This window comes from Streptomyces sp. 8K308 (genome assembly GCF_004348315.1).
Taxonomy (GTDB): domain Bacteria; phylum Actinomycetota; class Actinomycetes; order Streptomycetales; family Streptomycetaceae; genus Streptomyces.
This window is the reverse complement of record NZ_SMKC01000180.1, coordinates 1-13,877: the sequence shown is the minus strand read 5'-3', so window position 1 is coordinate 13,877 and position 13,877 is coordinate 1. Positions and strand designations below refer to the sequence as shown.

Genomic DNA, 13,877 nt, shown 5'->3' with positions numbered 1-13,877 from the left:
AGCTGCGGGTGACCGGCGGGATCGCGGGGGTGAGCGATGTCATCACGGTCGCGGCGGACGGCGCCGTCACCGTGGAGCGGCGCGGCGGGGTGGAGGAACGGCGGCTCGATGACCGGAAGTTGGCCGAGCTGACCGGGCTGCTCGCCGGCCAGGAGTTCGCCGCCTTGCCGGCGGACGTCGTGGGCTCGCCGGTGGCGGACGCCTTCACCTACGCGTTCCGGCACGGCGGGCACCGGGTGCGGGCGGAGACACCAGCCTGGTGCCGCCGTTGGACGAGATCCTGGCCCTGGTCCGTTCCTGACCCCGGCTCCCGCGGCCTGGTGTGACGGGCGGGAAACGGCTACCGTCCGGCGAGGCGTGTCGCTCTCGTCGGACCCGGCCCGTCCCGCTCCACCAACTCCGGGTCCGTGCACGCCAGTTCCCGAGGAATCACCCCCTTCTCCTTTGGAGCCGACATGCAAGGACGACGCTGGGCGAGCGCGCTCATCCTCGCCTTATCACTTCCGCTGCTCGGGACGCCCGCCGAGGCGGGCTCACGGGCGGAACCGGCGGAGCCGGCGGCCTCGGCGGCGGTGCCGCTCGAGGAGGTCACCGCGAGCGCCACGCAGGTCGCCTCCGGCCTGCGGCGCCCCGTCGCGATCGCCGCGCCGGACGACGGCAGCGACCGCCTGTTCATCGTGGAGAAGCGCGGCACCATCCGCGTCTACCACCCGAACACCGGTCTCGCCGCCACCCCGCTGGTCGACCTCACCGCCTCGGTGGACGAGTCGGGCAACGAGCGCGGGCTGCTCGGCATCGCCCTCGACCCCGACTTCAACGCGAGCCAGGAGATCTACCTGGCCTACACGGCGCTGCCCGACGGCGCCGTGACGCTCGCCAGGTACGACCTGGACGACGCCAGCCTCACCCCCCTGCTGTCGCAGGAGCACGCCGAGTACAGCAACCACAACGGCGGGCAGATCGCCTTCGGACCCGACGGCTACCTCTACTGGGGCATCGGCGACGGCGGCGGCTCGGGCGACCCGTACGACAGCGGGCAGCGCGTCGACACGCTGCTCGGCAAGATCCTGCGCCTGGACGTGAGCCGCTCCTGCGGCTCGCTCCCCTACTGCGTGCCCGCCGACAACCCCTACGTGGGCGTGGCCGGAGCCCGCGAGGAGATCTGGATCAGCGGGCTGCGCAACCCGTGGCGCTTCTCCATCGACCAGGCCGACGGCTCGCTGTGGATCGGCGACGTCGGGCAGGGCAGGTGGGAGGAGATCGACCACCTGCCGGCGGGCGAGCAGGCCGGGGTGAACCTGGGCTGGTCCTGCTACGAGGGCTTCCAGGTGTTCGACGAGGCCCAGTGCGCGCCCGGCGCCGACTACACCGAGCCGGTCTTCACGTACTCGCCCTACACGGGCGGCTGCGCGGTGATCGGCGGCCGCGTCTACCGGGGCGAGCAGTACGCGGACCTGGTGGGCGGCACCTACATCGCCACCGACTACTGCTCGTCCACGGTGTGGGCGCTGCGCGAGGACGGCTCCGGCGGCTACCAGCAGGCCGAGATCGGCGAGTTCCCCACCCAGGTGACGGCGGTCGGCACCACCGCGGACGGCGAATTCTACGTCGTCAACGACCTGCCGGGCGGCCTGCACCGGGTGGAGTTCGAGCGCACCACGCCGGCCTGCCGGGTCGCCTACTCGGTCACCTCCTGGGGCAGCGGGCTGACCGTCGACATCACCCTCACCAACACCGGCACGGCGCCGATCGACGGCTGGCGCCTGGAGTTCCCGCTGCCGCTCGGGCAGACCATCGTCTCCGACTGGAACACCGACCTGACCCAGTCCGGTGACATCGTCAGGGCCAACAGCGCCACGCACAACGCCTCCATCGCACCCGGCGCGAGCATCACCCTCGGCTATCTCGCCAACCACACGGGCGACGCCTCGCCGCCCAGCCGCTTCACCCTCAACGACCGGGCCTGCGCAGTCCGCCGCTGATCAGGTGGCCGTGGGGCCGGCCGCCCACCCGGTGAGCGGTGCCGGGCGGTCGGCCCCTGTCGCGCGCTCCTACGGCCGGCGCAGGCCGTCGAGGATGGCGCCCAACAGGCGGCGGCGCACCGCGGGGGCGTCCCGCACCTGTTCGACGGCGCGGGCGACTCCGATCAACAGGGCGTTCAGCTCGGGCATTCCGATGTCGGCCCGCACCGCGCCGGCCGCCTGGGCGCGGGTGAGCAGGGTCTCCACCGCCGCCGCGAGCTCCCGCCGCACCGCCGGGTAGGGACCTCGCTCGGCGGCGGCCCGCACGTCCACGCCCTCGTCGGCCAGGGCGTCGGCGAAGGAGTGCTTGGCCGCGGACAGTTCTGCCCAGGTGGTGAAGAAGTCGAAGAAGGCGACGCCCGCCTCCTCGGACTCCGCCAACTTCTCCGCGTGGGTGGCGAGTCGGGCCAGTCGGCCCACGAACACCGCCTCGACGAGGGCGGCCTTGGTGGGGAAGTGCCGGAACACGGTGCCGATGGCGACGCCGGCCTTTCTCGCGATCTCCTCGGTGGACGCGGAGGGGCCCTGGGCGTCGAAGACGGTCTCGGCCGACTCCAGGATGCGGGCCCGGTTCTGCCGGGCGTCGGCCCTGAGCGTCCCGCCGCCGGTCACCGCTTTCCCCGCGGGGCGTCTGCCTACCACGGTGGTCCCCCTTCCTTGACAAGGTGAGTCGCCACTCATATTCTGACGGAACATCAACTTATCATCCACCAGGAGGAACTGGTATGCCCACCGTCGTCATGACGGGCGGAACCTCCGGGCTTGGCGAGGTGGCGGCCGGCCGCATCGCCGCCTCCGGAGCCACCCTCTTACTCGGCGCCAGGTCCGCCGGAGCCAACGGGCTCGACGTACTGCCACTCGACCTGGCGCGACTGGACTCGGTCCGTTCCTTCGCCGAGGCGGTGGGCGACCGGCTCGGCGACACCCCGGTGGACGTACTCGTGCTCAACGCGGGCCTGTCGTTCCACAGCGTCGACCAGCGCACCCCTGACGGCCTCGAGACCACCTTCGCCGTCAACCACCTGTCCCAGTACCTGCTGCTGCGGTTGCTGCTCCCCCGGTTGGCCCACGGAGCCCGCGTGATCATCACGAGCAGTTCGACGCACGACCCCGAGCTGGCCGGTATCCTGCCAGCCCCCCGGCACGCGGACGCCAAGCTGCTCGCCCACCCGGAGCTCGACCCCGACCTCGACGAGTCGCCCCGCAAGGCCGGCGGCCACGCCTACACGTCGTCCAAACTGTGCAACGTGCTGACCGCCCGGGCTCTGGCCGCCCAGCCGCTGGCGGCCGAGAGGGCGCTGTCGGTCATCGCCTACGACCCGGGGGCGACTCCGGGCACCGGCCTCTCCCGGAACTTCAGCCCGGCCATCCGCCTGGTCTGGGCACTGCTCGGCTCGCCGCTCGGCCGCCTGGTCCCCCGGTACAGCAGCCGGGCGCAGGCCGGCGGCACGCTGGCCGACCTCGCGCTCGGCATCGTCCGACCGCCCGCGGACCAGGGGTACGCCTCGCTTGTCAAGGGCCGATTGACCTGGCCGCGGCCGTCCGCCCTCGCCAGGGACCCGCGGGCCGCGGACGCCCTGTGGCACGACAGCGCCGCCCTCGCCGGTCTGACCTGAGTCGCCCGGCTCCTCCGCACGGTGGCCCGGCGCCGCCGCCCCCCGGGCGGTGCCGGGCCACCGCCTCTAGGAGGGGAGTTCGACGGACAGCGCGTGGCGGAACACGTTGCGCGGGTCCCAGCGGCCCTTCACCTGCCGCAGTCGCTCGTAGCTGTCCTTGTAGTAGAAGCGCTGCCAGGCGACGCCCGACTCGTTCCACGCCGGATCGGCGACGTCCACGTCGGCGTAGTTGATGTAGGAGCCGTCCTCCACCTCGCCGTCGACCTCGGGAACGCCCCCGGTGGCGGCGTGCACGTCCCGGTAGAAGTTGCGCACCCAGGACAGGTGGCGCTCGTCCTGGGACGGGTTGTCCCAGTGCACCGTGTGCAGCACCTTCAGCACGGAGTCGCGCTGCGGCACCGCGGTGTCGTCCGGTCCCGGCACGTTGGCCCGGCCCCCGAAGCCACCGAGCAGTACGCCGGCCATCGGCGCCCGGAGGTCGGTCGCGGTGAGGTAGCGGTAGGTGGTGCTCAGCTGCGCGTCGGTGTAACTGGCGCGCAGATACGTGCCCTTGGACTTGTTGCGGCGCCCGACGACGGCACCGGTGTCCGCGTAGCCGGCCGCCCAGACGGACTGCAGCCAGGGCAGCACGGTCTCGGACACCACCGGCGTGACACCCACCTGGTCGACCACGTCCGAGCGGAATCCCGCGAGCAGCGACTCGTGGTCGGACTCGCTCGGATCCACGGTGACGTTGAGGGTGACGCCGGGGGCGGTGTTGACGTGCAGGCCCCACAGGTCGGCGAACAACCTGGTGTAGGGCGAGCCGGGCGCGCTGTGCTCGGCGTGCCAGGAGATGTACCCGCGCAGCAACCGGGAGAAGCCCTGCTCGTTCAGCGCGGCCCACGGGAAGACATACCGCACGGTGCGCGACTGCTCGGGCGCGCGGGGCAGCAGAGTGGTCGGGTCGTTGCCGCGGGCGTCGGCGGAACGCAGGTAGTACTTGGTGACCACGCCGAAGTTGCCACCGCCGCCGCCGGTGTGGGCCCACCACAGCTCCCGGTTGGGGTCGCGCGGCTCGCGGGTGGCCAGGACCGTCCGGGGCGTGCCCGACCGGTCCACGGTGACCACCTCCACGGCGTACAGGTGGTCGGGGACGACACCGTACCGGCGTGACAGCGGCCCGTAGCCGCCTCCCGCGATGTGCCCGCCGGCGCCGACGGAGGGGCAGGCGCCGCCGGGCACGGTGACCCCCCAGGCAGTGTGCAGCGTCTTGTACACGTCGCGAAGACTGCAGCCCGGCTCGACGACCACGGCGCGGTGCCGCTGGTCCCAGCGGATGGAGCGCAGTTGGGAGACGTCGAGCACCACCCGCACGTCGGGGTTGGAGACGAAGTTCTCCAGGCAGTGGCCGCCGCTGCGGACGGCGAGGCGCTTGCCCTGGGCGACCGCGCGGGCCAGCGCCTCGGCGACCTGCTCGGTGGAGCCGGCGACGGTCACGTAGTCGGGGTCGCCGACGAAGCGGCCGTTCCACCCCCGGACCAGGTCGCGATACCTGCGGTCGGACGGCAGGACGTCCGAAGGTCCTATTCCGGTACTCGCGGCCGCGCTCCGAGGTGCCTGGGCGTGCGCGAGCTCGGGCAGCAGCCCGGTGGCCAGCGCGCCCCCGGTGGCGGCGCCGGCCAGGAAGCCGCGACGTGAGGTGCCGGTGGTCATGGTTCTCTCCTCGATGATGGGCGATCGTGACGGGTGATCGGTAACGGGTGATCGGTAACGGGTGATCGGTAACGGGTGATCGGTAACGGGTGATCGGTGACAGGTGATCGGTGACAGGTGATCGGTGTGGTTCCGGTGGTCGGGCCCGGCCGACCGTGACGTGGTCAGCCGGGAGCGCCCACCAGGTGGTCCCGCAGGGCCCCCGCGGCGCCGTCCATCAGGAGCCGGGCCACGCCGTCGGCGTGCCGCGCGCGCCAGTCGGCGAGCGCGGTGTCGCGCACCGTCTCGTTGAACGCGCCGAGCGCGGGACCACAGGGAACGCGGAAGTTCAGCCGCTCGGCCGGGTCGCCGCGCCGGGCCCGGAGCGCGCTGTCGGCGAGGTACCAGCGGAAGACCAGCGCCATCCGCAGCCGGGGCGAGCCCTCGGCCCGCGCCAGTACGGCCGAACCCCATCGGTCGGGGTCGGCGGCGACCTCGTGCCACACCTCGTCGAGGTCCTTGCGGAACAGCTGCCGCTCCAGCCGCTCGCGGTCGGCCGGCGCCAGCTCGGATAGGTCGTCGTGGTGCAGGTGCAGGTCGTGGAGCCGGTGCGCCCGCGCCGGATGGAACACGCCACGGCGCAACACCCGCTGGCGTGCTCCGGCCTCGAACAGGGTGGCGTCGGGCGCCGTGGCGAAGTCTCCTGGACCTGCCGCCGCCAGCATGTCCTTGACCAGCTCGCTGGTGTCGGCCTCGGCGGTGCAGTGGTTGACGGAGCCGGTGACCACGAAGTCGGCGCCGAGCGCGAAGGCGGCGGCGACCGCCTCGGGGGCGCCCAGGCCACCGGCGGCGCCCAGCCGTACGCCGGCCGCGGCCGGCAGTTCCCCGGCCGCCCGCGCCCGCATCCGCCGCAGGGTGGGAAGGAGGGCCCAGAGGCCACCGCCCCGGTCGTCCTCGGCGCACAGGTCGTCGGCCATCGGAAGTCCGGGAGCGAGCTCGGCCTCGGCCCGGGTGATCAGCCCACGCTCGCGCAGCCAGGTGACGATCCCAGGGGGCGGCGGCGCGAGGAACGCCCTGGCCGCCTCCACACCGCCCACCCTGGCCATGAGCAGGCGGGCGGGACGCGGACGGCCGTCCGGTCCCGGGTGCAGGCCGGAGAGCCGTTGGCGCACCAGGGCCCGGGTTGGCGTGGTGAAGCCGGCGACCTCGATCCGGGGGACGCCGAGGCGGAGGGTCGCGGCCAGCAGGGCCTCGGTACGCCCGGGGGTCTCCGGGGTGTGGGGGACGTTGACGCCCCAGGGCGCGCCGGCCGGCAGGGTGGCGCCGAGCCGTTCGATCTCGGCGGTGGCGCGTCCGAGGTCGAGGCGGGCGGTGTCCAGGTAGCCGAGCACGCCGGCGCCGGCCGCCCGGCTCACCAGCGCGGGCCCGGCGGCGGCCTCCGCCGTGCCGCCGACGGCATAGGCCAGGCGGGTTCCGTGGGCGGCGCGGAAGGCGGCGGAGCCGAGCCGCTCCCCAGGAGTGGCCGACGGGGCGACCGTCGGGGCGGTGGCCGGGATGGGGGTGGACGCCGTGGTGGGCACGGGCCTCGGCCGGCCGAACGTGGCCTGCACCTCCGTGACGTTGGTGACAGCGGTGGCGAGCACGCCGATCAGCCCGAAGAACTTCGCGAGGGCCGGCCGTGGCCCCAACTCCACGATGCGGGCGGGTCCGCCGGCCGCCAGCGTCCGCATGTTGTCCAACCACCGCACAGGCTGGGCGAGTTGGTCAGCCAGGCGGGTGGTGAGCAGGTGCGGTTCGTGGAGTCCGCCAGTGACGTTGGAGGCGACGGCGGCGGCCCGCTCGGGCGTGAGGTGCCGCGCCGCGGCCGCCAGGTGCTCGGCGAACCGGTCCCGCGCGGGCCGCATCAGGGAGCAGTGCGACGGGATGCTGACCCGCAGCGGGATGAAGGTCAGGTCGGGCAGCGCCGCACCGAGCCGGTCACGCAGCCCCTCGACCCGGTCGGCGGCACCGCTGACCACGATCTGGATGGGCGAGTTGTAGTTGGCGACCTCGACTCCGGCGTCGGCCACGATGCCCGGTGCCTCGGAGTCGAGGATGTCGTCCATGACCAGGGCCGCCATGGCACCACGGCCCTCGGGGACCGCCTGCTGCATCAGCGCCCCGCGCCGCCTGACCAGGCGGACGGCTTCGGCGAACGGCAGCGCGCCCGCGGCGACCAGCGCCGTGTACTCGCCCAGGCTGTGGCCACCGAACCGGCGTGGCGCGAAGCCGAACTCGACGGTCAGCACCCGGTGGAACGCGATCTCCACGGTGAGGAGGCACGGCTGGGTGTACTCGGTGAGGTGCAGCCGCGGGTCGTCCTCGAAGCAGATCCGTGCCAGGTCGAGGCCGGTGGCGTCGGCGGCCTCCTCGAACACGGCCCTGGCGAGCGGGAACCGCCGGTGCAGGTCGGCGCCCATGCCGTGGGTCTGCCCGCCCTGCCCGGAGAAGACGACCACGTCGCCGACCCCGCCGGCCGCGCTCATCGGGCACCTCCCTCGGTGCCGCGCCGCTCCGGGCGGGTGGGGGCGGGCAGGTAACCGATCTTGACGCAGTGCTCCAGATAGCGCGGGACCAGCTCCCGGTTGGGCGGGCAGACGATACCGGCTTCCCGCAGCACGCCGCTGGTGTACGCGCAGTCGGCGTAGGTGCCGCGGTCGTAGTGCTGTGGCCCCCAGATCTCGACGCCGTACTTGATCATCTCCAGCATCTGGCTCTCGTAGGGTTCGTCGGAGCCTCGGGCGCGGAACAGCCCCTCGGTGCCGTGACGGTGGTACTCGGCGACCGACATCGGCCTGATCTCGTAGCCGTAGGCGTCGACCTCCGCGTAGACGTCGATGAGGTCGTGCACGTCGGGGTTGGTGAGGTGGTACGTCTCCCGGTAGGAGGGACGGCGCAGGGCGAGGTGCAGCAGGCCGGCGCTGACGTAGTCCACCGGGGAGATGTCCCAGTGGGTGGCCGCGCGCATCCACCAGCCGGTCTCCACGGCGGTCTTGAACATGTCGTAGTACACGCCGCGGACCGTGACGTCCTGGAACGGGTACCGGCCGGTGCGGGAGTCGCCCATGATGTTGCCTGGCCGGAAGATGTTCCACACAAGACCCTGTTCCGTGGCCGCGCGGATCAGCTTCTCCGAGTGGTACTTGGTCTCCTGGTAGGGCAGGTGGTCATACCCCTGGCCGAGTTCCAGGTCCCGCTCGGTGAACGGCCGGTTGTCGCCCAGCTGCCAGTCGCCCATGGCGCTGAAGCTGGACACGTACACCAGGTACTTGTGCCGGGTGCGCAGCGCGAAGTCGATGGCGCGGCGGGTGCCGTCCACGTTGACCGGGGCGAGCGCGTCGTAGAACGTCACGAGCGTGGTGCGGGCGGCGGCGTGGATGGTGACGTCGACGTCGCCGGCCAGGCGCTCCCAGGTCTCCTCGGTGAGGCCCATCCGCTCCTTCCCGACGTCGCCGAGCACGATCTCGACCCGGCGCTCGAACGCCTCGGTCAGCAGTCCCTCCTCGTCGTAGACGTCGAGGAAGCCGCGCACCCGCGCGGCGGCGCGCGCCTGGTCGTCGCCGCGCACCAGGCAGGTGACGCGCGCCCCGGTGTCGGACAGCAGGTCGTAGAGCAGGCGGCCGCCGAGGACGCCCGTGACGCCGGTGATGAACACCGACTCGACGGGGAACGGCTCCTCCCGGGTGAGCACGGGCGGTTGGAGCGCCGGGGCCGCCAGCACGCGGGCCACCTCGTCGCGGTCGGCGTCGCGCTCGTCCCCCTGGCCCCTGGTGATGTAGCCGCCGTCAAGGACGTACCGCACGAAGGAGTCGATGGTGGTGTTGTCCTCGATGGAACTGGCCGGGATGCGGACGCCGTAGGCCTTCATCAGCCGGTTGAGCATCCGGACGACGACCACGGAGTCGAAGCCGAAGTGCAGGAAGTCGGCGTCCCCGTCGAGTTCCTCGACCGGCTTCCTGGTGAGGTCGGCGAAGATCTCCCTGACCCGCGCCGTGAGCTCGGTCCGCAGGTCGACCTCGGCGTCCGGCGCCGTGGCGGACGCGGCCACGGGCTCGGGCGCGGCGGTGTGGGCGGCGACTGGGCGCGGTACGGGAGCGGGCGCGGGCCGGGGTCCGCCCTGGCCGAAGTCGGCCGGGTCGATCCAGTGGCGGTCGCGGGCGAAGGGGTAGGTGGGCAGGCTCACGACGCGTCCGCGCGCGTCGCCGGCCAGTTCCTCGAAGTCGACGCGCCAGCCCTGCGTCCAGAGCTCGCCGAGGCGGGCGGCGTGCCCCTGCTCGGCGAGTGCCCGCAGATAGGCGCGGTCGGCGTCCAGCGTGCCGCCGCGTTCCTGGTGGGCCGGCACCTCTCCGAGGGCGATCGCGGCGACGGTCCGGCCGGCGAGATGGGCGTCGAGCGCCTCGACCGCCTCCTCGTGTGTGGCGGCCACCAGCGCCAGCCGGTGCTCGAAGGGCTCCCGGCCGACCCGCAGCGTCCAGGACACGTCGTGGAGCGGAGTGGCCAGGCCGGCCTCGGAGGCGAGGAAGTCCCGCAGTCTGCGGGCCTGTTCGGTGAGCCTGTCGGCCGCCCTCGCCGAGAGCGGAAGCAGGAGGGGCGCGGCGCCCGGGGCGTGCGGCGCGCTCTCCGCGCGGTCGTCGAGGTGCTCGGCGATGACCACGTGCGCGTTGGACCCACCGGCCCCAAAGGAGCTGACGGCGGCGAGCCGTGGCGCCGCCGCGGTGCCGGGCGGCCAGGGCCGCGACTCCCGCGCCACCGTGAACGGGCTGTTGACGAAGTCGATGCCCGGGTTCGGCGGCTCGGAGTGCAGCGTGGGGGCGATCGTCTCGTGCCGCAGTTGGAGCAGCGTCTTCGCCACCCCGGCCACGCCGGCGGCGGCCTCCAGGTGGCCGATGGCGGACTTCACGGAGCCGATGGCGCAGTAGCCGAGGTCGTCGGTGAAGCGGCGGTACGCCTTGGTCAGCGCGGCGATCTCGATCGGGTCGCCGAGCGCGGTGCCGGTGCCGTGTGCCTCAACGTACCCGACTTCGCGGGCGTCGACGCCGGCGTCGACCAGAGCCTCGTGGATCAGTTCGGCCTGGGCGTTGGGGTTCGGCACCGTGAAGCCGTTGGTGCGGCCGTCCTGGTTGACCGCGGTGCCCCGGATGACGCCGAGGACGCGGTCGCCGTCCGCCCGGGCGTCGGCCAGTGGTTTGAGCACCAGCGCCACCACGCCCTCGCCGGGCACGTAACCGTCGCCGCCGGCGCCGAAGGTGCGGCAGCGGCCGTCCGTGGAGGCCCATCGGCCGGCGCCGAGCAGCAGGTACTTGCCGGGGTGGATGGTGACGTTCACGCCGCCGGCGATCGCGTAGCCGCACTCGCCACGGCGCAGGCTCTCGCAGGCCAGGTGCAGGGCGGTCAGCGAGGAGGAACAGGCGGTGTCCACGGCCATGCTGGGGCCGTTGAAGCCCAGATGGTAGGAGACCCGGTTGGCCACCGCCCAGTAGCCGGCGATGGGGATGCCGACGAACGCCTGGTACTCGCCGTAGGTGACGCCGACGAACACCGCCGCGTCCTTCGTGCCCCGGCGGCGGGCGCTGGCCCGCACCCGGGACGGCGAGTAGCCGGCGTCCTCGAGCGCCGCCCAGGACGTCTGGAGGAACAGCCGCTGCTGCGGGTCCATCTGGTCGGCGTCCTTGGGTGCGATCTGGAAGAAGCGGGCGTCGAAGGCGTCCACGTCGTCGATGAAACCGCCCCACCTCGCGTAGGTGCGGCCGGGCGTCTCGGGGTCGTCGTCGAGATACACACCGTGGTCCCAGCGCTCCGGCGGCACCTCGGTGACACAGTCGCGCCCCGCCAACAGGTTGGCCCAGAAGGCGTCGTCGTCGGCGGCCATGGGGTAGCGACCCGACATGCCGATCACCGCGATGTCCCCGCCCGCGGGCGGCCGGGGCGCCGGCTCGACGGCTCGCGGGGCCGGCACGGGGGCCGGAGCCCGGGGGGCGACGACCGCCGGGGCGTCGACGGCCCCGTGGGTGGCGCTGGCCGCGGGGGTGGCGCCGGTCGCCTCGGCGAGGGTGGCGGGGTGCTCGGTGGCGAGATACCCGGCCAGCGCGGTGAGCGACTGGTACTCGAAGAAGAGCGTGGAGGGCAGCGGGCCGAAGGTCTCCTCGAGGCGCTGGGTGAGGCGCACCACGAGGACAGACTCGATGCCGTAGTCCTGGAGCGGAGCCCGGGGGTTGACACGGTCGGCGGGCAGCCTGGCCTCGGTCGCGAGCACGTCGGCCAGGAAGCGCTCCCCGCGCCGCACCAGGTCGGGCTCGGGCTCGGCGGGCGCCGCCGCGGTCGGAGCCGCCGGCGCCGCGCTCTGCGGGGCCCGGGTCTCGGTGATCGGATCGGTCGTGGCGGGCCACTCGCCGGCCACGATGCCCCCGGTCAGCTCGGCCAGCGAGGTGCGGAAGGACAGCGCGGTCGGCGGCAGGTCCACCCCGAGACGACGACCGAGGGCCGTCGTCAGCCGGACGCGCGCGGCGTCGTCGAAGCCGAGGTCGTCGGAGGGCAGTTGGTCGTCAAGGTCCTCGGCGGCCACGCCGAGTTCGGCCGCCGCGGTGGCGAGCACCGCGGCGCGTACCCCGTCCGGCCCGGCGTCGGTGTCCGCCGCGCCCCGCGGCAGGGCGGGGTGGGCGGCCGGCGGCGCGGCCGCGGCGTCGGACGGCGACGCGTCCGGCTCCGGCATCCAGCAGCGCTCCCGGGCGAAGGCGTAACCCGGCAGGTGGACCCGACGCACCGGGCCGTCCGCGTGGAGTCCGGCGAAGTCGAACCGACCGCCGGCGGCCCAGGCCGCGGCGACCGTGTCGAGGTCGGCGTCCGGGGTGAGCGGCGCCGCGGGTGTCGGACGGCCGCCGGGCTCGACGGTGCCGCGCCAGAGACCGGGCCCTTCGGCGCCGGCCACGGCCAGGTCGAGCAGCGCGCACAGCTCGGCGAGCGACCCGCCGACCAGGGCCAGCCGGTGGCCGAGTGCGGCCCGGGTGCGCTGGGTGGTGACGGCCACGTCGTGTGGTGTGAGGCCGGGGGTGGCGGCGATGTGCCGCCGCAGCTCGCGTGCCCCGCGCAGCAGGCTGTCCTCGGTGGCGGCCGAGAGCGTCACCAGCGCCCGGGGCGCGCCACTCGACGTGGCCGGGCGCATGTCGGGGTACTCCTCGACGACCACGTGCGCGTTGGTCCCGCTGAACCCGAACGAGCTGACGGCGGCGCGGCGCGGTCCCAGGCTCCGCCACTCGGTCGGCTCGGTGGGCACGTGGAACGGCGTCCGGGGGAAGTCGATCAGCTGGTTGGGGGTCGTGAAGTGCAGCGACGGCGGCACGGTGCGGTGCCGCATGGCGAGCAGCACCTTGATGAGGCCGGCGACGCCGGCGGCGTGCGAGGTGTGTCCGATGTTGGTCTTGATCGAGCCGATGGGCACCCGCCCGGCGGGCGCGCCATAGGCGCGGAACGCCTCGGTCAACGCCTCGACCTCGATCGGGTCGCCGAGTCTGGTGCCGGTGCCGTGGGCCTCGACGTAGCCGATGGTGGTGGGGTCGATGGCGTGGCGCCGGTAGACCTCCAGGGCCAGCTCCGTCTGGGAGCGCGCGCTGGGCGCGGTGATGCCGTTGGTGCGGCCGTCCTGGTTGACCGCGGTGCCCTTGATCACGCCGTGCACGGGATCGCCGTCCGCCAGCGCCCTGTCGAGCGGCTTGAGCACCACGACGCCCACGCCCTCGCTCATCACGATGCCGTCGGCCGAGTCGTCGAACGTCCTGCACCGTCCGGTGGGCGACAGCATGCCCACGGAGGAGGTCAGCAGGTGGTGTTCCGGGGTGGCGAAGACCGCGACGCCGCCGGCCAGGGCGAGGTCGCAGTCGCCCGCCGCCAGGGCTCGGCACGCCTGGTGCAGGGCGACCAGGGACGAGGAGCAGGCGGTGTCGACGCCGAAGGTGGGTCCCGTCAGGTCCAGGTGGTAGGCGACCCGGGCGGGCAGGATGGCCGGCGAGTTGCCGGTGAACACGTGGGGCGAGCCGGCCTGGCCGCGCTCGCGCAGCAGGTTGGCGTAGTCCGACGGCGGCGCGCCGGCGAAGACGCCGCAGCGGGCCCGGCCCAGCCCCGCGGGGTCGAGGCCGGCGTCCTCCAGGGCCTTCCAGCTCTCCTCGAGGAACAGCCGCTGCTGTGGGTCCATGTAGTCCGCCTCGGCGGGCACGATGCCGAAGAACAGCGGATCGAACCGGTCGATGTCGGCGAGGTAGCCGCCCCACCGGGAGTAGGTACGGCCGGGGGCCGGTGGCCAGGGCTGGAAGTGGTCGGCCAGGGACCAGCGTTCGGCCGGCACCTCGGTGATCGCGTCGTGGCCCGCGACGAGACCGGCCCACAGCTCACGGTAGTCGGCCGCCCCCGGGTAGCGGCAGGACATCCCGATGACGGCGATGTCCAGCGGCCGGCCGACGGGCGCCGCCCGGTGGGCGGCGGCGCCCGTGGCGGGGGCTGCCGGGGCGGGCGCGACCGGGACAGGGGCGACGGGGAC

The 13,877-nt window shown here is 73.7% G+C and carries 7 protein-coding genes; 3 read left to right on the top strand and 4 right to left on the bottom strand.

The window, feature by feature from the left end:
* On the top strand, window positions 1-326 hold a 326-nt coding region (locus tag E1265_RS22620), incomplete at its 5' end, for a hypothetical protein (RefSeq protein ID WP_207931170.1).
* 129 nt (window positions 327-455) lie between these two features.
* Window positions 456-1,982, top strand: coding sequence for a PQQ-dependent sugar dehydrogenase (locus tag E1265_RS22615; protein WP_132932751.1), 1,527 nt, complete (start codon window positions 456-458; stop codon window positions 1,980-1,982).
* A 69-nt stretch (window positions 1,983-2,051) separates the two neighbouring features.
* Here E1265_RS22615 and E1265_RS22610 read toward each other — a convergent pair whose 3' ends face one another.
* The gene (locus E1265_RS22610) at window positions 2,052-2,663 is read right to left on the bottom strand and encodes a TetR/AcrR family transcriptional regulator (RefSeq protein ID WP_243741021.1); all 612 of its coding nucleotides are present in this window, start codon (window positions 2,661-2,663) and stop codon (window positions 2,052-2,054) included.
* Between the two features lie 83 nt (window positions 2,664-2,746).
* Between E1265_RS22610 and E1265_RS22605 the strand changes: the two genes are divergently transcribed.
* Window positions 2,747-3,637 (top strand): SDR family NAD(P)-dependent oxidoreductase, encoded by an 891-nt coding sequence (locus E1265_RS22605; protein WP_132932747.1) that lies wholly within the window; start codon window positions 2,747-2,749, stop codon window positions 3,635-3,637.
* 66 nt (window positions 3,638-3,703) lie between these two features.
* Here the strand turns inward: E1265_RS22605 and E1265_RS22600 are convergent, their stop codons facing one another.
* The 3 genes from E1265_RS22600 to E1265_RS22590 form a co-directional block, all read right to left on the bottom strand.
* Window positions 3,704-5,332 carry an FAD-binding oxidoreductase gene (locus tag E1265_RS22600; RefSeq protein WP_132932745.1) on the bottom strand — a complete coding sequence of 543 codons (1,629 nt, stop codon included), beginning with the start codon at window positions 5,330-5,332 and terminating at the stop codon, window positions 3,704-3,706.
* Between the two features lie 164 nt (window positions 5,333-5,496).
* Window positions 5,497-7,836: an acyltransferase domain-containing protein gene (locus E1265_RS22595; RefSeq protein WP_132932743.1), complete on the bottom strand. Its 2,340-nt coding sequence runs from the start codon at window positions 7,834-7,836 to the stop codon at window positions 5,497-5,499.
* Entirely contained in the window at window positions 7,833-13,772 is a 5,940-nt protein-coding gene (locus E1265_RS22590) for a beta-ketoacyl synthase N-terminal-like domain-containing protein (protein ID WP_279571451.1), read from the bottom strand. Before E1265_RS22590 ends, E1265_RS22595 begins: the two co-directional genes overlap by 4 nt.
* Window positions 13,773-13,877 lie beyond the last annotated feature (105 nt).